Source organism: Thioalkalivibrio sp. ALJ1, assembly GCF_000745395.1.
GTDB lineage: Bacteria > Pseudomonadota > Gammaproteobacteria > Ectothiorhodospirales > Ectothiorhodospiraceae > Thioalkalivibrio.
Genome location: NZ_KN050684.1, coordinates 1,157,095 through 1,176,166 on the forward strand (window position 1 = coordinate 1,157,095; position 19,072 = coordinate 1,176,166).

Sequence of the window (19,072 nt, forward strand, 5' to 3'; positions counted from 1 at the left end):
TTGCGACTCACTCGAGGAGGTTGCGTGCGGCAATGGTGGTGGTGAAAGTCTGATACAGGCGTCGGTCGGGGGCGTCGAAAAGGATGCCGCCGAAGTAGAGGTTGGAGCGCGCCTCCTCCAAGACGTTGTCTTCCGAACCATTGTTAACCAGGAGGTGTACGCGGACGGCGGCTGCGTTTTCCCAATCTCCGGTGGTCATGTCCCCGGAGGCTACGTAACGGTCCACGCGCGCATTCCCATTGTCGTCGAGGCCGTAGTCGATCCGCATGTCGTGGACGCCTTCGGCAATTTCTCGGGGGTCCGCCGCAGGGGAAAGGCTCTGCCGGAAAAGGCTTGTCCGGTTAGGATCGGAGGTGCTTTCGCCTACGAAGTAGGTAGTACTCGACAGCGTTAGCAATTCAATCGGGCCCACGAACTCGGTGTAGTTCGCCGACGCAGGTGGCAAATTACCAGGGCCGCCCGGGCTCTGGGAGCGGTTGAGGTTCGCAGCACTTTCGTTGGCATTGTGCTGGAATCGCTCGCAGCTGCCTCCCGTCCTGTCGACGACGAGGACGACCGTGCCCATCGGGATGCCCGCTTCTGCCCCATCCAGGACTATGGGGGGAACGTTGCCTGAGCCATTACCAGCCGCAACGAGATCGCGGTCGGAAGCCCCCATCCGGTTAATGGTGAGTACGTCACCCCGAACGTATCGGTCGGGCAGTGTGCCTGGTGCCGCGGTGAATGCTTGTACGTTGTCGTGTACTGATGGATCGTAACCGGCGTCATTCACGTTGAGCAGGTTGTTGATGTTCCCACCCGGGCATCCGGCGTAGCCTGCCTGGCGCGCGTCACGCGCAATACGTTCGATCGCGAATCGGCCTGTCTCCTGAACGCGGGACATTGCCTCTTGAGTGCGGTAGGTCTGCTGGGTGCTGATGAAGATGCTGATGGTGCCCCCGATCAGGAGCAGTCCGATCAGCATGGCGACCATCAGTTCCACGAGCGTCAGGCCGCGGACTGCACTGGAAAGGGAAATTGTCGGGGCTCGTCGGGCGCTCATATCTCGGTCCTGGTGACGAATTCTTCGACTTCTTCACTTTCGTCTTCGGCGAGGCGGTCATTGTCCCAGCGGATGCGGATGACGAATTCATCTCCGCTACGGCTGACTTGGGCGCGGCCATTGGGTAATCCGCACGCAAGGGCAATACGCCACTCGGTAATATCGTCTGCTGCTACAGTGCCGGTACTGTCTGGAATGTTTGTTGCGCTGTCAGGGCAGCCGACTGCGTCGTATTCGCCAACGTAGGCGTTGTTCAGGGCGGCCTCGCGGTTTGCCCGCATGCGGTCGGCGATGTCGTAGGCAAGGTTGGTCGCCTGTGATCGCATCTGGGAGCCATGGTTGGCCTGTAGCGCGTTGGCCTGCAGGGCGGCCACGCCGATCAGTCCGATGGAAAGCACTAGCAGTGCCACCAATACCTCGATCAAGGTGACGCCGGTGGCTCGGCGCTTCGAGTGCTTTGGCGGGATCGGTCTGGCCATTGGAAGATCCTGGTTGGGTCGTCGGCGCTCTTGGCGTGTCAGCAAGAGACGCGTTGCACGGACGATCGGCCGCCGGGGCCGACGTAGATTTCCCGGGCGCGCTCACCTCCCGCGCAGCCCTCGGGTTGAATGGAGAAGGTGAATTCGGCGTCATCGTCATCTGTGTCCATCCGTCCGCCGAGGGCATCGAATGCGAGGAAGTCATCTTCCCCCGAAGCGGCGATCGTTACCCGCATCGGGAGTTCGGTCCACTCGCGAAGCAGGTCTCCGCCGCATCCCTCGCTACGCACGACCTGCCAGCCGTCTGCCCATCCGTCACCCAGCGGACATACGGATACCGGGAGGCCTCTCCTGACGGCTTCGCTTCGCGCATAGTTGAAGGCGGTGGTCAGCTCGTTGGCAGCGGTTGTGACACGGTTGTTCTCGATAATGAATCGAAAGCTGGGCACGGCGATCGACGCCAAAATCGCAAACACCGCGATGGTGACCATCAGTTCGACGAGCGTGAATCCGTGGGGTCGGGTCATTGGGCGTCAGCCGTTCGGGTTTCCGTGACTCTAGTGATAAGCACGCGGCGGTGGTACTGCAAGGCCCGACCGGGTTAGTGGTCGAATCGCGGCCACGAGCGGTGTTTGCGGCCGTGGCGGCACGGCGATCGTCAACCGGAGTTCCGCCGGGTGAAGCCTGGGCTCAGGTGCAGTCGGCGGCTGCGACGCGGGGGCGGCCGGCGCTGCTGATGACGATGGCGCGGCCTTCGCTCGAGTCGGCACAGATCGACACGGTGCCCATCAGTAGCGCACCCGACAGGCGTTCGGATTGGCCGAGGGGGTTGTAGGAGATGTGCTGGCTGACGGGCTGATTGCCCGTGACCGCGATGCTCGGGTTGGTCCAGCCGTTACCCACGCGCAAGATGCGGTTAGGGTCGGATGGCTGGTTGGAGCGGCCCGGATTGGCGAAGAGGATCCAGCCAGCGTCCCAGCTTGTGTCGGTGCAGGTGGCGCCGTCGGTTGAGGTGCACAGCGTGACCAGGCCGCCACGGCGGATGGCCTCGCTGCGGGTTATGTGCAGGGTGGTCAGGAACTGGTTGGTCGTGGTGGTGAGCCGGGTCTGTTCGACGAGGTTGCCGAATGCGGGTGCCCCGATGCCGAGCAGGATCGAGGCCACCAGCAGGGTGACCATTAACTCCACCAACGTGAAGCCACGCGAGCAGGACATGTTCGACTCCTCCCTGAGTCCAAACAAGGGCTTGAGCGTAAAATGTCAGCTTGACGGGTGCAAGCGGCACTGCGCGCGGGCGAACCTCGGGAGTTGACGCTTGCCTACAGGATGTCGGCACCGGTGGCGAGTGGTTCAGGCTGCCGGCGGATGTGGGGGCGTAGTACCCGGGTACGGGTGGGAGATTGCTTCGCTTCGCTCGCAATGACGGGTTTTGTGGGTGTCTGCGGGGCGCAGAAAGATCAGGAGGTCAGCAGGCCCATGGTGAAGGATGTGCAGCGGATGGATCAGGCGGATCTGCTGGACCTGCAACAGCAGGCGGCGCGCGCGGCACGGCTAGCCGTCACGTTTCGCGACGAGGCCCGCGCCGGCGCGCCGACGCCGGAGCTTCAGGTGATCCCGCCCGGAGAATTCGAGATGGGTTCGGATGCCTCGGAGTACGGCCATCAGCCGCATGAGGCACCGCGGCGTTTTGTGGCGCTGGAGCGGCCCTTCGCCCTGGGGCGCTACGCGATTACGCGTGAGGAGTGGGAGGCGTTCCAGGCGGCAACCGGCTGGGAGCCCTGGGACTGGCTGGTCTGGCCGAGCGCGCCGCGCATGCCGATCTTCAATATCAAGCCGGACAGCATCCAGAAGTACCTGGACTGGTTGAGCGAGGAGACGGGCAAGCGTTATCGCCTGCCGACCGAGGCGGAGTGGGAATACGCCTGCCGGGCAGGCACGCGCACGCCCTTCGCGTTCGGCGAGGTGGTGGGGTGTCGCGACGTGCACTTCAACTCGCTGTTCCCGTACGAAGAGCGGCGCCAGCGGCGCAAGTGGTACATCCCGGCGTGTTTCCCGCTGTCGCGGCCGCTGGATGTAGGCAGTTTCCAGCCCAACCTGTGGGGGCTGTACGACATGCACGGCAATGTGCAGGAGTTTACATCGACGCCTTGGCACGACAGCCACGCGAACTGCCCCCGCGACGGTGTCTATCGCGCCGACCCGGACAACGAGTGGGTGGTCACCAAGGGCGGTTCCTGGTTCGATCCAGCGGTGAACACCCGCAGCGCTGCCCGGCGCCGCCGCAATATCGACGAGATGGATACCAACCTGGGCTTCCGCGTCCTGCGCGAGCTGGACGATTGAGGCACGGCTTCCTGGCGGCCTGCAGGGTCGGGATGAACCACAGAGGGCACGGAGAAGATCGCAGGGCGGGTTTCAAAGGGGGCACGTCTAGCCACACGAAACGGATCAGGATCAGGGGGTGGCGACCGTCCCCCTCGAACCTCACCTGCTTTCGCTCTCCCCATCTTCGGGGAAATGCAATGTCGAAGGGTTTCTCCGTGCCCTCTGTGTCCTCTGTGGTGAATAATCACAGACTAGGCACCCTTCCCGAGTCTTCGTGGGAGCGATGCGTTTCGCTTCGCTCAACGGCATCCTGCGGTCGGAGTGAAGGGGCCGCTATTCGGGTCGGAACAGGTGGATCTCCAGGCCCTCGATGTGCCGATAGTGCCGATCATTGGCCGTGACGAGTGGCAGACCCAGCTGTGTGGCGGTCGCCGCAATCAGCGCATCGGCCATCTGCATGTTGTGGCTGAGGGCGTAAGTCTCGACAAGAAAGGTCGCCCTGTTCGAGATGGCTTCGCTTACCGGCTGGATACGGGCGTCCCAGTACTGCATGGCCTGGCGTAGCGCACGGAATTCGGTCTGGTCGCGCAGTCCCTGAATGAGCTCCATGTAGGTTACTGCGGACACTGTGAATCCCGGCGAGCTGTCGAGCCATTCGCTGGCTCGTTGATTCCCGCGCAGATTCCAGATCAGGACATCCGTGTCCACTAGGGAAACACTGCTCAATGTACACGCTCGCGTTGGCACCCCAGGTTTTCCGAGACAAGGCGCGTCGTGCAGCGGGTAGTGGTTCTACCCGAAAGCGGCGCAACGCAGGATCGGGGAACCTGGGGTGCCAACGCGAGCGTGTACATTGAGCAGTGTTTCCCTAGCATTATTTGAAGTTCCTGGGTTGCCGGATTCGTCGGACGTGTTCGTCAACCGAGCCTTGCTGGTCCCGCCAAAGCCCGAACAGAGGATTATGGTCAGCGCGCGTTTGCGGGGCCGAGGTGCTCCGGTATGGGACCAATTTGGCGCGCAGGCGACCTCGATACGTGATTTCGATCTCCTCGCCCCGGTCCACGGCGGCGAGTAGTTCGCGGCTGTGCAGGCGCATGTCCTTGGTGGTGGCTTCCATGACGGCCTCCTTTGGTTACACTTTGAAGTGTAACTAAAGTGCGTTGGTGGTCAAGAAGTGGGTTGCCGGCCACGATCATTTTGATGCGTTTCGCTGCGCTTAACCGCATCCCACGAGGGGCTTCTTGGGCGTAGGGTGCACTGCGCCCAAGAAGCACGCCGTTAGGCGAAGGGTGGCTTACAGCCAGCGGGCGAGCCAGAGGCGCAGGCGGAGTTCGAGTGGCGGGGCGTAGCCCTGCTTGCGGAAGATGATCTCGCCGTCGGGGTTGATGATGAAAGTCGCCGGCACCCCGCGCACGTTGTACTGCGCGGCGAGTTCGCCCCGTGGGTCGTTGACCACGGCGAGCTCACGTTCGCGCTCGTTCAAATGCTCCAGCACCTCTTCTTCCACGCCGGACTGCATGGCCACCGTGAGTACCGGGTGGCTTTGCGACAGGCGCACGATCTCGCCTTCCTCCAGGCGGCAGATCGGGCACCAGGTGGCCCAGAAGTGCAGCAGCATGGGTTCGTCCGCGTAGTCGGCGAGCGTCACGGGCGTGCCATCCAGTAGCTGGGCCTCGAACTCGGGGGCCGGGCCCTCGACCATGTCGCGCGCCATCCAGGCGCGTACGACCAGGAAGATCACCAGGGCCAGGCCGATCTGGATGCCCCAGGACAGCGCGCGGCGGCGTCCGGAGGGCTTCGGGCGTTTCGGTTTCTCGGGCGGGGTCTCGGTCAACGGATCATCTCGGCTTGTCCGGGGCGGGCGCGGGTGCCGCGTTTCTTCGGGCCCTTGCGCACCGCGATGCGTACCAGTTCGTCCTCATCGTCCATCAGGCGTTCCCGCTGGGTTTCGGTGAGCAGCGGGTTACGTGCAACGAAGTAGCGCAGATTGGGGTCGCGGTCGTTCACGCAGGCCTCGACTTGTTCCGGACTCAGATCGGGCCGTTTAGCGCAGTTCAGGCGCACGGTCTGATTGGGGTCGGCCAGCAGCAGCGCGACTTCCTCCGGTGTCAGGTCCATGCGGCGGGAGAAGTAGGCCTTTACCTGCGCATGCTGGTCCCGCACCAGCAGGGGGCGCCAGCCGTCCTCGAGGTCCGCGGACAGAGCCAGGTCCATGCGCTCCTCGAACGTCATCGCCTTGTATTGTTGCTGTAGTTCGGTCATGGCGGATGCATTATAGGCGGGGCGGTTGGGATACGTTGCGGCGCCCCCAAGATGTGTAGGAACGACAGCGACCTGAGCCCTGTCGTACTATTAGCTAACGATAATTTACCCCTATGCCGGGGTGATGAGGGCTCATGACCACACCGGTGGCCGAAAAACCGATCTTCCAAGTGCCTAGTACGGCTCACGTAACGGCGTCGCTGCACGCGTTGACCGATGCTCAGCGCGATGAGTTGGTGCGCCGCATCAAGCGGCTGTTGATCGAGCGCAACGCAGTGCTGGTGGCCCATTACTACGTGGATGAATCCTTGCAGCGTCTAGCGGACGAGACCGGCGGTTGTGTGGCGGACTCCCTGGAAATGGCACGCTTCGGCAAGGAGCACCCGGCCGAAACCCTTATAGTTGCCGGGGTGCGCTTTATGGGGGAGACCGCCAAGATCCTGAGCCCCGAGAAACGCGTGCTGATGCCGACCCTGGAGGCCGAATGCTCCCTGGATCTGGGCTGCCCTGCGGACGAGTTCTCGAAGTTCCGCGCGCGGTACCCGGACCACACGGTGGTGGTGTATTCCAACACCTCGGTGGACGTAAAGGCGCAGGCCGACTACGTCGTCACCTCGAGCATTGCCGTCCCGCTGGTCGAGCACCTGCGCGACCAGGGCAAGAAGGTCCTGTGGGCCCCGGACAAGCACCTGGGCGACTACATCCGCCGCACTACCGGCGCCGACATGGTGCTGTGGGACGGCTCCTGCGTGGTGCACGACGAATTTCGATCCTGGGCGCTGGAGGAACTGCGCGATCGCCATCCGGGCGCAGCCGTGCTGGTGCATCCGGAGTCGCCACGCGAGGTGATCCATCTGGCCGATGTGGTGGGTTCCACCAGCCAGTTGATCGCGGCGGTGAAGGATCGATCGGAGCAGGAATTCATCGTTGCGACTGACAAGGGCATCTTTTACAAGATGCAGCAGGCGGCTCCGGACAAGACATTGATTGAGGCCCCCACCGGCGGCCATAGCGCGACCTGTACCAGTTGCGCGCATTGCCCGTGGATGGCCATGAATGATCTGGTCTCCCTGGCCAAAACGCTGGAAGACACCGCGGAGCCGGCGAAGAATGAGATCTTCGTCGATGAGGCCGCGCGGCAGAAGGCCCTGGTGGCCACCCAGCGCATGCTCGACTTCGCCGCCGAGCACCGCAAGGCGACCGCCGGCGACGCCTGACGCGGCGACCTGTAGGCGCCTGCTTGCAGGCGAAGCCCTGCCGGAGTCGGGCGTGGGGCATTCGCCTGCAAGCAGGCTCCTACGGTGGGGTGGGGGCTACTGAGAGGTTAGCGGTCGTTGAGCCAGGCGGCCCATTGGGAATGGGTGGAGACATCCACGCCGTCGGTCTTGGCGGTTTTTTGCAGGAAGGTTTGTAGGTCGGCCATCAGTTCGGAATCCATCAGTTCGGGCTCCAGCGTCAGCTGTGCATGCAGCGTGCTGTAGACGAGCTTGAGTTCATTCACGGGATACTGCGACCAGTCGAGGTGGGCCATGGTGTCCGTTCTCCGAGATCGGGATATGCATTACAGCCTGCGGCCTGTGGTGGCGCGGCGACAAATGGGCTTGTGGAGCGTCGGAGATGTTTAAGCGCCGCGCACGCCTTTTGGTGGCGTCCGAGCGTCCGGATACTCGCGCCGCGCGCGTCGCCGAGCTGGCCTCTGCGGATGAATTCGAGGATTGGATTGAGGTGCGTCCCGGACGTGCCATGGATGGGGTGACGGAGGACGATCTGGCATGGGCCGACCTCTTGGTGGCCGTCGACGAGGCGGCGGCCCGCCGCATGCCTGCAGCGCGCCCGGCGACCTGTCGTCCGAAGTACTGGCGATTGCCTGCCGAGACCGGGGCCGACTTCGATCTGCAGACCCTTGAGGCCCTGCGCTGCATGGTGGGGGGAATGCGCATGCTCGCGCGTGTGGATGCGGCCGGTGATCGTGCCGATGAAGAGACCGATGATGCGTAACGGTTTGCGCGTAGTCGATGCGTAGTCCCGTTAACAGCGGATGGGGTTGGCCGGAGAAATCGCTGCGGCGCTGCGCGCCTCGCAATGACGGATTAAAAAGTCCGTCACTGCGAGGTCCCTCGGGGCCGCGGCAGTCGTGTTCATCGGCCACCTGATTCGATCCCGTGGTGCCAGCCCCGATGCGATCGCCACGGCGCACCGTGCCTTGCGACGACGTGGGCCTGTGTCGGGCGCTGTGCTCTAGGGAGACGCTGATTGAATCGCACGTCCGCGTTGGTGCCCCCCAGTTTTCGAGACAAAGCGTTCCGAGACAAGGCGCGTCGTGCAGCGGGTAGTGGTTCTACCCACAAGCGGCGCATCGCAGGATCGGGGAACAGGGGCACCAACCCCACAAGTCATTGAAAGCAGGGGCTCGTCCGCCCGTTGTTATCAAAAACGGGCGCGCGCACAGCGTTGCGGTTCCCTTGTGCAGAGTGACTGCACGGCAGTCACCGCGCCTTGTTCGCACGCAAAAGCGACTCGAGCGCGGACGTGCGATTCAATCAGCGTCTCCCTAGTCCGGCGTGTAGGGCGTGGGCGCGCGGGCGTGTAGTTTGGCCAGGTGATCTTCGTAGAGCCGCCAGATGCGTGGGGCGATGGCGCCGCGCGAGCCGGGGTAGGTGAGGCGGTCGGGGTTGAAGCTGACCAGGCGTTCGATCTCGGTGCAGCGCAGTTCCTCGCTGATCACGTTAAAGATCAGGATCTGACTGCCCTGGTCGGCGATCGGCAGCAGGGCGCCAATGATGCCGGTGTCGTTCAGGCCGGGTTCGCCCCGGGCATCTCCAAGCTCGGCGGGCGGTCGTACCAGTGTGCCGAGTAATTCCTGAAAGGCCTGGTCGCAGGCGTAGCAGATTTCCGGCGCGCGCAGCCCCTGCACGCGTTCGCAGGCCTGGCGGACCGTGGTATCGGGTAGCGCCATACGCTCCAATGGAATCGGGATACGGTTGGTTTCGCCGTTCGGCAACAGGCGGGGCACCGACTCCTGGCAGGATGGGCAGCGCCAGGTGGCGACGCGGGGGCCGTCAAGGATGTTGCTGGGCGGCATGCGACAACCTTTGGGTGGAATCCAGGGCCAGTATGGGGCGGCGGGAGCGAGCCTGCACGCAAACGTGCCGCCCCGGAATCGGGTGCGATTCGAGGCGTTCGCGCGCAGGGTGTGCTCCTGCCGAGGCCAGCATCCTCACCCTGGAGGGTCAACCGAAGTAGTCGGGTTCGTTGCCGGGGCGCCACTTGATGTTGCAGCCCAAGCTTGGGTGCTGCGGCTCGGGAGCGGCATGTCCGGCGAGCAGGGCGTCGCTGGCGGCGCGCAGGTCACGGCCGGTCACGGGCTTGTCGGATCCGGGGCGGGTCTCGTCGAACTGGCCGCGATAGAAGAGCTTGCGCTCGGCGTCGAACAGGTACAGGTCCGGGGTGCAGGCCGCGTGATAGGCCTTGGCGACGGACTGATCCTCATCCAGGCAATAGGGGAAGTGGTAGCCGAAGCGGCGGGCGTCGTCCTTCATCTTGTCCGGGGCGTCGTCCGGCACCACCTGGATGTCGTTGGAGTTGATTGCGATCACCGCGATGCCCTTGTTCGAGTATTCACGACCATAGCGCGCGAACTCATGACGGATCAGTTGTACGAACGGGCAGTGATTGCAGATGAAGGCGATCATGTAGCCTTTCGCGTCGGGGAAGCTGTCGAGGCTGACGTTTTCGCCGGAGACGACGTCCGGCAGGGAGAAGTTGGGTGCCTCGGTACCGAGTTCGATCATCTGCGAGGGGGTGCGGGCCATGACTGCTCCAGTGGTCGGATTTGCGACAATTATACGGCGTTGGCCGGGGATGCTTGAAACCTTCCCGCCGCGACCGCACTCTCTGAATAATACCTGAGTAATGGAGTAAGGAATATGGGCTGGGTGACCGGTGTCGTACAGGAGCGCAAGCAGTGGACGGATCGGCTGTTCTCGCTACGTGTGGATGCCGAGGTCGAACCGTTCAAGGCGGGGCAGTTCAACCGCCTGCGCCTGGAGATTGACGGCGAACCCGTGGCCCGTCCGTATTCTTACGTGAACGCGCCGGGTGAAAGCCCGCTGGATTTCTATCTGATCACGGTGCCGGATGGCCCGCTGTCCAACCGGCTGGTACAACTCGAACCGGGGGATACGGTCGAGCTGATGCCGCGCGCCAACGGGTTTTTCACCCTGGATGAACTGCCCGACAGCCGTGACCTGTGGCTGCTGTCCACTGGGACCGCTCTGGGGCCCTTCCTGTCCATACTGAAGTCCGATGCCCCCTGGCAGCGTTTCGAGAACATCCGCTTGATTCACGCCGTGCGTCAGGTCGAAGAACTTACCTACCAGGACACCATCCGGCAGTTCCAGGAACGCGACGACAAGCAGTTCCAGTACATCCCGTTCGTCAGCCGCGAACCGTTTCCCGGTGGGCTGGAGGGGCGTGTGCCGGGTGCGATCGCTGAAGGGCGCCTGGAACACCATGCGGGGCTGAAGATTACGCCGGAACACTCCCAGGTCATGCTGTGTGGCAACCCGGACATGGTGAAGGATACCTCCGCCATGCTCCGCGAGCGCGGGTTGGAGAAGAACCGCCGCCGCAAGCCGGGGCACATCACCACCGAGAACTACTGGTAGGCCCCGGAATATGCAGGAGCCTGCAAGCAGGCTCCCACGGGGCTCCTTCCGTGCCGGGTCTAGTCCAGCAGGTTGGTGGCCCAGGCGCGAATCAGGCCGGCGACGTAGCGGGTGTGTTCGGGGCGCGAGAGCAGGTGGTCGGTCTGGTGCAGGGCGACGAAGCTCTTGGGGTGCTGGGCCTGCTGGAAGATCTTGCGGGCATGGTCGACGCTGACCACCGTGTCGCCAGGAGCATGCAGGAGCAGGAGTGGCTGTTCGAGGGTCTCTAGCGCGGTATCCAGCGTGGGCTCCTCGATGGAGTCAATGAAGTCGCGTCCAATCTCGACCGGGCGCCCGCCGATCGTGATGCGGGCGGAACCCTCGCGGCGGATCTCCTCTGCGGTGTCGCCGAAAAGGTGGGCCACATGGCCGGGGCGGCTGGGGGCGGCGATGGTGACGATCCCGTCCAGCGTTTCGCGTTGCGCTCCCACATAGATCGCCATGGCGCCGCCGAAGCTGTGTCCAATCAGCAGGTTGGTGTGCTGCCCCGTGTAGGTCTCCAGGGCCTCGATTGCGGAGTGGAGGTCTTCGCAATACGTTTCCAACGTGCTATCACGGAATTCCCCTTCCGAGTCGCCCAGCCCCATGAAGTCGAACCGCAGGGTGGCGATGCCTTCCTCGGCGAGGGCGCGCGCCAGACGCACAGTAGCCGGGAAGTCCTTGGAGCAGGCGAAACAGTGGGCGATACAGGCCTGCCCGCGAAACGCGTCCCCCTCGGGTGCGACCAACACACCACCCAGGCGGATGCCCCGCGGGGTTTGTATGGTCAGTGGCGTATTGTGGATCGCCATTGGATGGGCTCCGGATGAATGAGTGCTGGCTATGGTCCCGCCGGGGACGGTCTGCGATCATACGGGTTTGACGATCCGATTGGCCACGCGGGGTGTCTCCCGGAGCACGGCCACCACTTCATGGAACCACTGGGGGCCGGCTTGGAAACCGAGAGTCAGATTCGCGCACGCCTGGCCGAGTTGGAGGCCGAACATCGGGCCCTGGACTCTGCCATCGCCGTGATGCACGAGCAGCCCTCGCCGGATGTGTTTGCCATCCAGCGCCTGAAGAAGCGCAAGCTCCAGCTGAAGGACTCCATTCAGCGCCTGCGCAGCCGCCTGATCCCCGACCTCAATGCCTGACGCTGCTGTTTCTCACTGCGGGAACGGTCAAGAGCGGATCACAGGAAGGTTGGGAGATTGGAAGGGTTTTATGGATGACGGGGCTGGTTGGTGTTTGAGTCAGACTCAGGCGTCCGTAATGGTTCTTTGCGGCTAACGGACCCAGATTCCTTCCGCTCTTCCGGCCTTCCTGTGAATCGCTCTTGACCTTGACCTTCTTCGTGCCTTTGTGTGCTTCGTGGTGAGCAAAAAAACGGCGCCCGGAGGCGCCGTTTGGTGTGGCTCCGTGTTGGAGCGTTGGAGGTTAGCCCCAGATGTCGCGGGTGATACCGGCATACCAGGCGCGAGTGTAGTTGGCCTCGCGTTCCCGGAAGCTAGAGCTCGCACCCGATGGGCTGACCCCGCCGGATCCGTCGACCCCGGCCTGTGCTCCGTCCTTGTACTGGTAGACCGCGGCGACGCTGATGGCGTAGTCCGGCGTGACCAGGCTGTAGCAGGTGTTGGCGGACGACGGATTGATCGGCTCCTGCCCGGACAACTCGCGGACGATGGCCGCGGCCACGATCTTGCCCTGGTTGTTGGCCGAGTGGCCGGACTTCGGCATGGCGCCCGCCACGCTGGCATCCCCCAGGACATAGATGTTGTCGTCCATCTCCGACTTGAAGGTTAGCTGATCGACCGGGACCCAGCCTTCATCGTTGGTCAGGCCCACGTCATGGGCGATCTGCCCAGCACGCTGGGCGGGGATGAAGTTGAGGACATCGGCGCGCACGCGTTCGAAACCACTGTCGGCCCTGACGGTCATGTTGTCGACGTCGATTTCCTCGGCACGACCGCCGTCGGAACCGGCCCGCCATTCGATCATGTCGCCGTAATGCTCATTCCAGCCTTCCTCGAACAGGCCCTGTTTGGAGAAGCCATCCTTCGGGTCCAGGATGATGATCTTGGAGCGCGGCTTCTCTTGCTTGAAGTAGTGCGCGACCAGCGAGACGCGCTCGTACGGCCCTGGCGGGCAGCGGAACGGGTTCGGCGGAGCCACCATGACGAACACGCCGCCGTTCGGCATGTCCTGCAGTTGCGAGCGTAGAAGCTCGGTCTGCGAGCCCGCCTTCCAGGCGTGCGGGATTCGCTCGGCGTCGGACTCCGAGATTCCGGGCATGTCGTCGTACTTGAAGTCGATACCCGGGGACATCACGAGCTTGTCGTAGCTGATGCTGTCGCCACCGGACAGGCGCACACTGCGGGCATCGGCGTCCACCGCCGTAACGCGATCTTCGACGATCTCGATGTCGTAGTCGTCGCGCAGGTTGTCGTAGCTCTGGGCAATGAAGTCCATGTTGGCGAAACCACCGATCACCCAGTTACTGCCGTAGCACGTGTAATAGGTGGCATTCGGCTCGATTAGCGTCACGCGAAGGTTGGGCGAGAACTGTTTGAGGTACTTCGCCGTGGTGGCCCCTCCGGAGCCACCTCCGACGACCACTACGTGGGCGCGATCGGCACCGCGCGTACCGTTGGCTGCACAGCCGATACCGGCAAAGGCGGCGGCGCTGGTAACGCCCGCGACCTTCAGGAAATTGCGTCGTGTAAAGTCATGCATGATGTGAATCCCCCTGATCAGAAGCGGCTGAAGTAGCCGGCCATCGCTTCAATTTCCTCGTCGGAATAGCCCTTGGCGTGACGATCCATGATCGTCGCGTCGCGGTCTCCGTCGCGGAATGCCTTCATCTGGCTTTCGATGACACCAGCGGGAATGCGGGCCAGATCTGGAACGCCTTCCTCGGCGCCGGCCGCGTTGTGGCAGGCTTTGCAGGAAGCGGCCATCAACTGACCTCGGGTGATTTCGTCGTCGGCGAAGGCCTGGGTAGCAGTACCCGCCATCGCCAGAGAGGCGGCAAGCCCCACCAGGTACAAATGCGATTTCTTCATTGCAACGGACTCCTCCGTTAGAAGTGGCTTTTTGTGACCGACAGCTGTGGAGTACTGCCTTCATCCTTTGGCCCGGTGTTGAGATCCGGGTTGTGTTTGCGCCACCGGGTTCAAGCCCGATAGTTGCGCCTGATCGCATAAACCAACGATCATGGGTTCCGTATAGCACATAGAAAGCGCCTTTTCGATACATTGAAAAGGTATCTGTCATCAGGAGGAACACCATGACAGGAGAGCGACGACGTCATCCACGGATTCCGATGACCGTCGAGGTGGTGGCTGAGTGCGAGACCGGGGACAAGGTGACCCTCACCACCAACGACATCTCAGGTGGGGGCGCGTTTCTGGAATGGGACGACCCGGATAACACCTGCGTAGGCCACTTGATGAAGCTGGCCTCGGACGACGAGTTGATGCTGCAGGTGTTCGGCGTGCTCGGAGATGGCGGCGAGGCACCACGAGTGAAGGCCCAGGTGGTGCGGGTCATGGACGGCGGTATTGCCGTGCGCTTTGATCCCGAAGAGTTGGGATAACGCCTCTATATCGGCGCCTCCTCAGGTTTCGCGTTCGATCTGTTCGAGACCCGCGGCCCACTCATCGGCGATCAGCGGGTTTGTTAGCAACCAGTGCACGGTGTCCGCGCTCCAATCGTCCTGTGCGTCCTGTAGGGCGGTATCCCAATCCGTGACGCTGTAATCGCCGCGCCCGATCGAGCTGAGGGCCTGCAACTCGGCCTGTTGTTCTGGCCCCAGGTCGCGCAGCGTGCCCTCCAGTTCTTGCAAGGTGAGGTCGCTGGAGTGGTCGGCAAGAATCTGCATTGCCCAGTCGTCGTCGCTGCCTTCGGGCCCGGTGTCGGGAAACACCACATCCTCCTTGGCATGGAATTCCCGTGCGGCCTGAATCAGTCGCTCCAGTGTCTCGCCAGTGATGCCCAGTGAGACCGCCACGGTGGCCGCCTAGTGAGCTGGAGTCCGCTCCTGGGCGAGAACCCAGGGGGCGGCGACAATAGCGGTGAAGATCGGGTCATTGGCGGCCCAGCGCCGGGCATCGTCATCCGATGCGCGTGCAACCTGGTCTTTGGCCAGCCACTCGCTCACCTGGTGAGTCGCATCGTCGCGGAATGCGCGGGCGACTTCGATTAGGTCCAGCTCCGGCGCAACGCGGATGACCACGCCGCGGGCGAAATGGGGCATCAATTCCTTCCAGGGCAGGGGGCCGGCTTCTTCTTCAATCGGGATCTCGCGTTGTTCGGCGGGGGCGTCTTGCATGACGGTTCCAGTCGGTTTCAGATATTGTTCAGGCTAGGCCGATACCCTTGGTTCTTCAACATCTGCCGCCCCTGAACGCCCGGAGAATTAACCGATATGCGACCGATGCCGGATCTGCAGCTCGGATACCGCGGGCGAGGCCTGACACGGCCCCGCGTGGGGTGCGCGCTCGTAATGACGACGCTCCTGTGTGTAGCGCTCCCGGCACAAGGGCAGTTCAACACCGAGGATCCCGAGGCCGCCGTCTGGGACCTCGACGAGGCGGTCGCCCAGATTGAAGCCCATTATCCAGGACGGGTTCTACAAGCACGCGAAGATGTCGGCCAATACGGCGCTCGCCTGTTTGTGATCCGCATTCTGACCAACGACCAGCAGGTGCGGACCCTCCGGATCGAGGAAGGCACCGAAGTGGAGCTCCCGGAATGAATCTGCGCGTGGTATTGATCGAGGACGATGTCGCACTGCGCAACCAGATTGCCGATGAGCTGGATCGCAGCGGCTGCCGCGTCGATACCGCGTCCGACGGCGAGACGGGGCTCTACCTGCTCACCGAATACAACTGCGATATCGCGGTGGTGGACCTGGGCCTTCCAGGGATGGATGGGTTGGACGTCATCCGCAAGGCACGCGAGTCGAAGCCGCGCCTGCCCATCCTGATTCTCACCGCTCGCGATCGCTGGCAGGACAAGGTCGAGGGTCTGGAGGCCGGGGGTGACGACTATCTAGCCAAGCCCTTCCATATTCAGGAGCTTCTCGCGCGTCTGCGGGCCCTGGCGCGGCGCAGCCTGCAGTCCGGTCAGGAGCGCTTGCAGTTTGGCCCGCTGGTGATCGATACCGCGAGCGACGAGGTCTGGCTGAACGGCGAGCCGGTGACGTTGACGACCTTTGAATACCGGTTGTTGATGACGCTGGTACGCCAGCCGGGCCGGGTGCTCAGCAAGGATGCGCTGGCGGACTACCTCTATGACCACGACGAAGACCGCGAGAGCAACGTGATCGAGGTCCTGATCGGGCGCCTGCGCCGTAAGTTGGATGCCGATGGCAGCCTGGGCCTGATCGAAACCCTGCGCGGACGTGGATACCGCTTCGCCCGCGAGCCTGACGCCGCCCCGGAAAACGAGCCGGATACCACCCGATGACCCGCCGCGAGGCCGCCCGGTCCGCATGACAGCGGCCCTGCGCAAGCTGCGTGGCAGCCTGGTCCTGCGCCTCGCGGGGGTCACGGTCGTTACCGTTCTGATCTTCTCCCTGCTGACGGCCTGGGTGCTAGAGGCGGCCTTTCGCGACAATGCGGCCGATGCGGTCGAGACCCGCCTGGAGGCCCAGGTCCTGCTGTTGATGGGGCTGGCCGAGGTGATCGGCCCGGCCGATGTGCGCGTGCCCGAGATGCTCCCCGAGAGCCGGCTGCAATTGCCGGTCAGCGGTCTCTATGCACGCATCCTGGGTGAGGATGGCCAGACGCTGTGGCGCTCCCCTTCGGCTGTTGGAGTCTCGCTGCGGGACTGGTCGGAGGACGAATACTTCAGTTTCAGCCTGCCGGTGCAGTGGGAGCTGGAAGGCGACCAGGTCGGCCTGACCTTCCAGATGCTGGAGGATCGGGAAGCCTTCAGCGAGCAGGTGGAGCAGTACCGTACCAGTCTCTGGCAGGGGCTGATGACCATGACCATCTCCATGATCATCGTACTTTCCCTGGCGCTGTGGTTCTGGGGGCTGCGCCCACTGCGCCAGGTTCGCAGCGACCTGGATGCGTTGCGCCATGGTGACCACGCGCGCCTGGAAGGGCATTACCCCACCGAAGTTCGGGCACTGACGGGCAGTATCAATGATCTGGTGGAGTTCGAGCGGGCGCGCCTGGCGCGTCAGCAGAACGCGCTGGCGGATCTGGCCCACAGTCTAAAGACGCCGATCTCGGCACTGCGTTTGAACCTGGAGGGCGCGCGCCCGGATAACGAAGACATGTGTCGTCAGGTGGATCGGCTGCAGGCGATTGTCCAGCACCAACTCAATCATGCGCAGCGCCTGGGGCCGGCACCGTTCCAGGCTCCCGAGCCGCTGGCGCCCATCATCGAACGCACCGGCCAGGCCCTGGGCCGATTGGCGAATCAGGAAGGCGTGGAGATCGAGACCGACCTGACCCCCGGTTGTGCGCTGCGTATGGACAGTGGTGCGATCTTCGAGCTACTGGGTAACACCCTGGATAATGCCATTCGCCATGCCACCACTCGGGTGCGGATCACCACCCGCTGCAAGCCCGGCGAGGTGATGCTGATCATCGACGACGATGGTCCTGGTATCCCGCCAGTCGATCGAGCACGAGTCCTGGAACGGGGTACAAGGGCAGACACCCGCGGTGGGCAGGACGAGGGTGCCACCGAGGGCCAGGGTCTGGGTCTCAATATTATTCATACCCTGGTCACAGACCATGGTGGGGCATTGTTCATTGAGCAGGCCCCGGAACTCCATGGCGCCCGTATTCGGATGGTGTTCGCGGCTTCGTGACGACCGGGTGATAGGGCTCTTCACCACGGAGCACACGGAGGTCACGGAGAAAGGCCGATCAAGAGGTTGGTCACAGGGAGACGGGAAGCGCGTGCAGGTTCTGGATGAGCATGAGGAAGGCATGGGCTCACGCCGGCCGTAGCGTAGCGAAATGCATCGACCCGGGCATTCCTTACGCTTAGCCGTTCGAGATCAGAGCGTAAGGCCGTCCAGCGGCAGGGCCGGGTCTTCGCCCAGTACGCTGGCGCGTACCAGCGCTGCGGCGCCGCAGGCGAAGGTCCAACCGAGGTGGCCGGAACCGGTGTTGAGGTAAAGGCCTGGTACCTGGGTGGCTCCGAGGATCGGGGTGCCGCGGGCGCTCATCGGGCGCAGGCCGGTCCATGGGGCCATGGTCTCGGCATCCATCTGCTCGGGCAGGCCGACCAGGGTGCGCCGGCAGTGGTCCAGCACGCTGGCGGCGCGTTGCGGGTTCAGGTGGCGATCACGCCCGGCAAATTCGGCGGTGCCGGCCAGGCGCAGGCGATTGCCCAGCGGGGTCATCACGACCTTGTTGGCGTCGTCGATCAACGGCAGGTTGAGCCGCGAGTCGGCCTCCATCGGCAGGGTCAGCGAATAGCCTTTCACCGGCGCTACGGGTAGCCGGATGCCCAGCGGGCGCAGCAGGTCGGGCGCGTGGTAGCCGTTGGCAACTACACAGGCATCTGCAGCGATTGGCCCTGCCGAGGTCTCCAGCGCATCAAGGCGTCCCTGGAAGGTTCGCAGGCGTCGTACCCCGATGCCCGGGTAATAGGTCAGCCCCCGGCGCCGGGTGATGGCCAGTAGGCCGGTGGTGAACCGGGCGGCATCACCGATGGCGTCATCCGGGAAATACAGCCCGCCGCACAGCCGGTCGCGCACGGGTGCGAGTGCCGGCTCTTCGCTGATGATGCGTTCTACGTCCCAGTCCTCGAAGCGTACGCCGACGTCCATCATGCCCTCGCTGGCGGCTCGGTTGCGCGCCTGACTGGCCGGGTCCTGGAACAGTTTGAGAATGCCGCAGCGGCGAAAGCCGAAGTTCAGCCCCTCGGGGTCCAGCTCGCGCTGCAGGCGGTCGATCTCCTGCAGGGAGAAGGTCGCGAGGCGGGCATTCAGCCGGGTGTGTTCCTCGAAGGTGCTACGGCGGCTGTTCCAGAGAAAGCGCAGCCCCCAGCCGACCAGGCCCGGCATCGCGCGCGGTCGCACCAGCAGCGGCGAGTCGGCGCGGCCCAGGTAGCGCAACAGGTCGAGACCCACGCCCGGAGTATTCCACGGTTCGGCGTGGCTGGCGTGTAGCATGCCGCCATTGGCAAAGCTGGCCCCGCTGGCCGGCTCCGCGCTGGCGTCCAGCAATACCACCTCGGCTCCGGCCTCCTGCAGGTACCAGGCTGTGGTGACGCCGATGACCCCGGCGCCAATCACCGCTACGCGCATC

General features: G+C 63.7%; 26 protein-coding genes. 9 read left to right on the top strand and 17 right to left on the bottom strand.

Annotated elements, in window-relative coordinates; all coding sequences use genetic code 11:
* Window positions 1–7: 7 nt before the first annotated feature.
* From F462_RS07700 to F462_RS07715, 4 genes are all read right to left on the bottom strand, one after another.
* Complete coding sequence (locus tag F462_RS07700; RefSeq protein ID WP_051918119.1) at window positions 8–1,042, bottom strand: PilW family protein; 1,035 nt, start codon at window positions 1,040–1,042, stop codon at window positions 8–10.
* Complete coding sequence (gene pilV, locus F462_RS07705; RefSeq protein ID WP_038053012.1) at window positions 1,039–1,521, bottom strand: type IV pilus modification protein PilV; 483 nt, start codon at window positions 1,519–1,521, stop codon at window positions 1,039–1,041. Before pilV ends, F462_RS07700 begins: the two co-directional genes overlap by 4 nt.
* A 38-nt stretch (window positions 1,522–1,559) precedes the next feature.
* Complete coding sequence (locus F462_RS07710; RefSeq protein ID WP_018874026.1) at window positions 1,560–2,048, bottom strand: GspH/FimT family pseudopilin; 489 nt, start codon at window positions 2,046–2,048, stop codon at window positions 1,560–1,562.
* Window positions 2,049–2,211: 163 nt separating this feature from the next.
* On the bottom strand, window positions 2,212–2,736 hold the full coding sequence (locus F462_RS07715) for a GspH/FimT family pseudopilin (protein WP_038053015.1): 525 nt from the start codon (window positions 2,734–2,736) through the stop codon (window positions 2,212–2,214).
* A gap of 261 nt (window positions 2,737–2,997) precedes the next feature.
* Here F462_RS07715 and F462_RS07720 point away from each other — a divergent pair, with 261 nt between their 5' ends.
* Entirely contained in the window at window positions 2,998–3,864 is an 867-nt protein-coding gene (locus F462_RS07720; protein ID WP_038053017.1) for a formylglycine-generating enzyme family protein, read from the top strand.
* 315 nt (window positions 3,865–4,179) lie between these two features.
* Here F462_RS07720 and F462_RS07725 read toward each other — a convergent pair whose 3' ends face one another.
* The 4 genes from F462_RS07725 to F462_RS07740 form a co-directional block, all read right to left on the bottom strand.
* Window positions 4,180–4,554, bottom strand: coding sequence for a type II toxin-antitoxin system VapC family toxin (locus tag F462_RS07725; protein WP_038053020.1), 375 nt, complete (start codon window positions 4,552–4,554; stop codon window positions 4,180–4,182).
* Between the two features lie 166 nt (window positions 4,555–4,720).
* Window positions 4,721–4,963 carry a type II toxin-antitoxin system Phd/YefM family antitoxin gene (locus F462_RS07730; protein ID WP_018882585.1) on the bottom strand — a complete coding sequence of 81 codons (243 nt, stop codon included), beginning with the start codon at window positions 4,961–4,963 and terminating at the stop codon, window positions 4,721–4,723.
* 177 nt (window positions 4,964–5,140) lie between these two features.
* Window positions 5,141–5,680, bottom strand: coding sequence for a protein disulfide oxidoreductase (locus F462_RS07735; protein WP_038053024.1), 540 nt, complete (start codon window positions 5,678–5,680; stop codon window positions 5,141–5,143).
* Entirely contained in the window at window positions 5,677–6,108 is a 432-nt protein-coding gene (locus F462_RS07740; RefSeq protein ID WP_038053027.1) for a hypothetical protein, read from the bottom strand. The genes F462_RS07735 and F462_RS07740 overlap by 4 nt, the downstream gene beginning before the upstream one ends.
* Before the next feature lie 134 nt (window positions 6,109–6,242).
* Between F462_RS07740 and nadA the strand changes: the two genes are divergently transcribed.
* Window positions 6,243–7,325 carry a quinolinate synthase NadA gene (gene nadA / locus F462_RS07745; protein ID WP_038053030.1) on the top strand — a complete coding sequence of 361 codons (1,083 nt, stop codon included), beginning with the start codon at window positions 6,243–6,245 and terminating at the stop codon, window positions 7,323–7,325.
* 107 nt (window positions 7,326–7,432) lie between these two features.
* Here the strand turns inward: nadA and F462_RS07750 are convergent, their stop codons facing one another.
* Entirely contained in the window at window positions 7,433–7,639 is a 207-nt protein-coding gene (locus F462_RS07750; protein ID WP_038053033.1) for a hypothetical protein, read from the bottom strand.
* A gap of 86 nt (window positions 7,640–7,725) precedes the next feature.
* Between F462_RS07750 and F462_RS07755 the strand changes: the two genes are divergently transcribed.
* Entirely contained in the window at window positions 7,726–8,106 is a 381-nt protein-coding gene (locus F462_RS07755; RefSeq protein ID WP_018141482.1) for a hypothetical protein, read from the top strand.
* Window positions 8,107–8,659: 553 nt separating this feature from the next.
* On the opposite strand, the gene F462_RS07760 is transcribed toward F462_RS07755, so the two are convergent.
* Window positions 8,660–9,190: a hypothetical protein gene (locus F462_RS07760; RefSeq protein ID WP_038053036.1), complete on the bottom strand. Its 531-nt coding sequence runs from the start codon at window positions 9,188–9,190 to the stop codon at window positions 8,660–8,662.
* A 148-nt stretch (window positions 9,191–9,338) separates the two neighbouring features.
* Entirely contained in the window at window positions 9,339–9,920 is a 582-nt protein-coding gene (locus F462_RS07765) for a thioredoxin family protein (protein WP_038053039.1), read from the bottom strand.
* Between the two features lie 114 nt (window positions 9,921–10,034).
* Between F462_RS07765 and F462_RS07770 the strand changes: the two genes are divergently transcribed.
* Window positions 10,035–10,775, top strand: a complete 741-nt coding sequence (locus F462_RS07770; protein WP_038053042.1) for a ferredoxin--NADP reductase — start codon at window positions 10,035–10,037, stop codon at window positions 10,773–10,775.
* 59 nt (window positions 10,776–10,834) lie between these two features.
* Here the strand turns inward: F462_RS07770 and F462_RS07775 are convergent, their stop codons facing one another.
* The gene (locus F462_RS07775; RefSeq protein ID WP_038053045.1) at window positions 10,835–11,605 is read right to left on the bottom strand and encodes an alpha/beta hydrolase; all 771 of its coding nucleotides are present in this window, start codon (window positions 11,603–11,605) and stop codon (window positions 10,835–10,837) included.
* A 141-nt stretch (window positions 11,606–11,746) separates the two neighbouring features.
* On the opposite strand from F462_RS07775, the gene F462_RS07780 reads away from it, so the two are divergent.
* Window positions 11,747–11,947, top strand: coding sequence for a YdcH family protein (locus tag F462_RS07780; RefSeq protein WP_026181616.1), 201 nt, complete (start codon window positions 11,747–11,749; stop codon window positions 11,945–11,947).
* A 283-nt stretch (window positions 11,948–12,230) separates the two neighbouring features.
* Here F462_RS07780 and F462_RS07785 read toward each other — a convergent pair whose 3' ends face one another.
* Together F462_RS07785 and F462_RS07790 are read right to left on the bottom strand one after the other, a co-directional pair.
* Complete coding sequence (locus tag F462_RS07785) at window positions 12,231–13,526, bottom strand: FCSD flavin-binding domain-containing protein (protein WP_018141489.1); 1,296 nt, start codon at window positions 13,524–13,526, stop codon at window positions 12,231–12,233.
* Window positions 13,527–13,543: 17 nt separating this feature from the next.
* Window positions 13,544–13,855 carry a c-type cytochrome gene (locus tag F462_RS07790; protein ID WP_018141490.1) on the bottom strand — a complete coding sequence of 104 codons (312 nt, stop codon included), beginning with the start codon at window positions 13,853–13,855 and terminating at the stop codon, window positions 13,544–13,546.
* Between the two features lie 224 nt (window positions 13,856–14,079).
* Here F462_RS07790 and F462_RS07795 point away from each other — a divergent pair, with 224 nt between their 5' ends.
* Complete coding sequence (locus F462_RS07795) at window positions 14,080–14,388, top strand: PilZ domain-containing protein (protein ID WP_081911380.1); 309 nt, start codon at window positions 14,080–14,082, stop codon at window positions 14,386–14,388.
* 21 nt (window positions 14,389–14,409) lie between these two features.
* On the opposite strand, the gene F462_RS07800 is transcribed toward F462_RS07795, so the two are convergent.
* Entirely contained in the window at window positions 14,410–14,802 is a 393-nt protein-coding gene (locus tag F462_RS07800) for a DUF3775 domain-containing protein (protein ID WP_018141492.1), read from the bottom strand.
* Between the two features lie 9 nt (window positions 14,803–14,811).
* Window positions 14,812–15,123, bottom strand: a complete 312-nt coding sequence (locus F462_RS07805; RefSeq protein ID WP_038053051.1) for a DUF2288 family protein — start codon at window positions 15,121–15,123, stop codon at window positions 14,812–14,814.
* A 96-nt stretch (window positions 15,124–15,219) separates the two neighbouring features.
* Here F462_RS07805 and F462_RS07810 point away from each other — a divergent pair, with 96 nt between their 5' ends.
* Genes F462_RS07810 through F462_RS07820 form a run of 3 tightly spaced genes read left to right on the top strand, consistent with a single transcriptional unit; the run spans window position 15,220 to window position 17,622 of the window.
* The gene (locus tag F462_RS07810) at window positions 15,220–15,549 is read left to right on the top strand and encodes a PepSY domain-containing protein (RefSeq protein WP_038053054.1); all 330 of its coding nucleotides are present in this window, start codon (window positions 15,220–15,222) and stop codon (window positions 15,547–15,549) included.
* Window positions 15,546–16,262, top strand: coding sequence for a response regulator transcription factor (locus F462_RS07815; protein ID WP_018141495.1), 717 nt, complete (start codon window positions 15,546–15,548; stop codon window positions 16,260–16,262). The genes F462_RS07810 and F462_RS07815 overlap by 4 nt, the downstream gene beginning before the upstream one ends.
* Before the next feature lie 25 nt (window positions 16,263–16,287).
* Window positions 16,288–17,622: an ATP-binding protein gene (locus F462_RS07820; protein ID WP_018141496.1), complete on the top strand. Its 1,335-nt coding sequence runs from the start codon at window positions 16,288–16,290 to the stop codon at window positions 17,620–17,622.
* A gap of 192 nt (window positions 17,623–17,814) precedes the next feature.
* Here F462_RS07820 and F462_RS07825 read toward each other — a convergent pair whose 3' ends face one another.
* Complete coding sequence (locus tag F462_RS07825; protein ID WP_018141497.1) at window positions 17,815–19,071, bottom strand: FAD-dependent oxidoreductase; 1,257 nt, start codon at window positions 19,069–19,071, stop codon at window positions 17,815–17,817.
* Between the last annotated feature and the right edge of the window lies 1 nt (window position 19,072).

Bases quoted from the DNA above. Each gene is read 5' to 3' on its own strand.
- F462_RS07740 (WP_038053027.1), bottom strand. From the start codon at position 6,108: ATGACCGAACTACAGCAACAATACAAGGCGATGACGTTCGAGGAGCGC.
- F462_RS07770 (WP_038053042.1), top strand. From the start codon at position 10,035: ATGGGCTGGGTGACCGGTGTCGTACAGGAGCGCAAGCAGTGGACGGAT.
- nadA (WP_038053030.1), top strand. From the start codon at position 6,243: ATGACCACACCGGTGGCCGAAAAACCGATCTTCCAAGTGCCTAGTACG.
- pilV (WP_038053012.1), bottom strand. From the start codon at position 1,521: ATGGCCAGACCGATCCCGCCAAAGCACTCGAAGCGCCGAGCCACCGGC.
- F462_RS07765 (WP_038053039.1), bottom strand. From the start codon at position 9,920: ATGGCCCGCACCCCCTCGCAGATGATCGAACTCGGTACCGAGGCACCC.
- F462_RS07805 (WP_038053051.1), bottom strand. From the start codon at position 15,123: ATGCAAGACGCCCCCGCCGAACAACGCGAGATCCCGATTGAAGAAGAA.
- F462_RS07775 (WP_038053045.1), bottom strand. From the start codon at position 11,605: ATGGCGATCCACAATACGCCACTGACCATACAAACCCCGCGGGGCATC.
- F462_RS07825 (WP_018141497.1), bottom strand. From the start codon at position 19,071: ATGCGCGTAGCGGTGATTGGCGCCGGGGTCATCGGCGTCACCACAGCC.
- F462_RS07810 (WP_038053054.1), top strand. From the start codon at position 15,220: ATGCGACCGATGCCGGATCTGCAGCTCGGATACCGCGGGCGAGGCCTG.
- F462_RS07730 (WP_018882585.1), bottom strand. From the start codon at position 4,963: ATGGAAGCCACCACCAAGGACATGCGCCTGCACAGCCGCGAACTACTC.
- F462_RS07750 (WP_038053033.1), bottom strand. From the start codon at position 7,639: ATGGCCCACCTCGACTGGTCGCAGTATCCCGTGAATGAACTCAAGCTC.
- F462_RS07700 (WP_051918119.1), bottom strand. From the start codon at position 1,042: ATGAGCGCCCGACGAGCCCCGACAATTTCCCTTTCCAGTGCAGTCCGC.
- F462_RS07755 (WP_018141482.1), top strand. From the start codon at position 7,726: ATGTTTAAGCGCCGCGCACGCCTTTTGGTGGCGTCCGAGCGTCCGGAT.
- F462_RS07815 (WP_018141495.1), top strand. From the start codon at position 15,546: ATGAATCTGCGCGTGGTATTGATCGAGGACGATGTCGCACTGCGCAAC.
- F462_RS07785 (WP_018141489.1), bottom strand. From the start codon at position 13,526: ATGCATGACTTTACACGACGCAATTTCCTGAAGGTCGCGGGCGTTACC.
- F462_RS07820 (WP_018141496.1), top strand. From the start codon at position 16,288: ATGACAGCGGCCCTGCGCAAGCTGCGTGGCAGCCTGGTCCTGCGCCTC.
- F462_RS07790 (WP_018141490.1), bottom strand. From the start codon at position 13,855: ATGAAGAAATCGCATTTGTACCTGGTGGGGCTTGCCGCCTCTCTGGCG.
- F462_RS07710 (WP_018874026.1), bottom strand. From the start codon at position 2,048: ATGACCCGACCCCACGGATTCACGCTCGTCGAACTGATGGTCACCATC.
- F462_RS07795 (WP_081911380.1), top strand. From the start codon at position 14,080: ATGACAGGAGAGCGACGACGTCATCCACGGATTCCGATGACCGTCGAG.
- F462_RS07715 (WP_038053015.1), bottom strand. From the start codon at position 2,736: ATGTCCTGCTCGCGTGGCTTCACGTTGGTGGAGTTAATGGTCACCCTG.
- F462_RS07720 (WP_038053017.1), top strand. From the start codon at position 2,998: ATGGTGAAGGATGTGCAGCGGATGGATCAGGCGGATCTGCTGGACCTG.
- F462_RS07760 (WP_038053036.1), bottom strand. From the start codon at position 9,190: ATGCCGCCCAGCAACATCCTTGACGGCCCCCGCGTCGCCACCTGGCGC.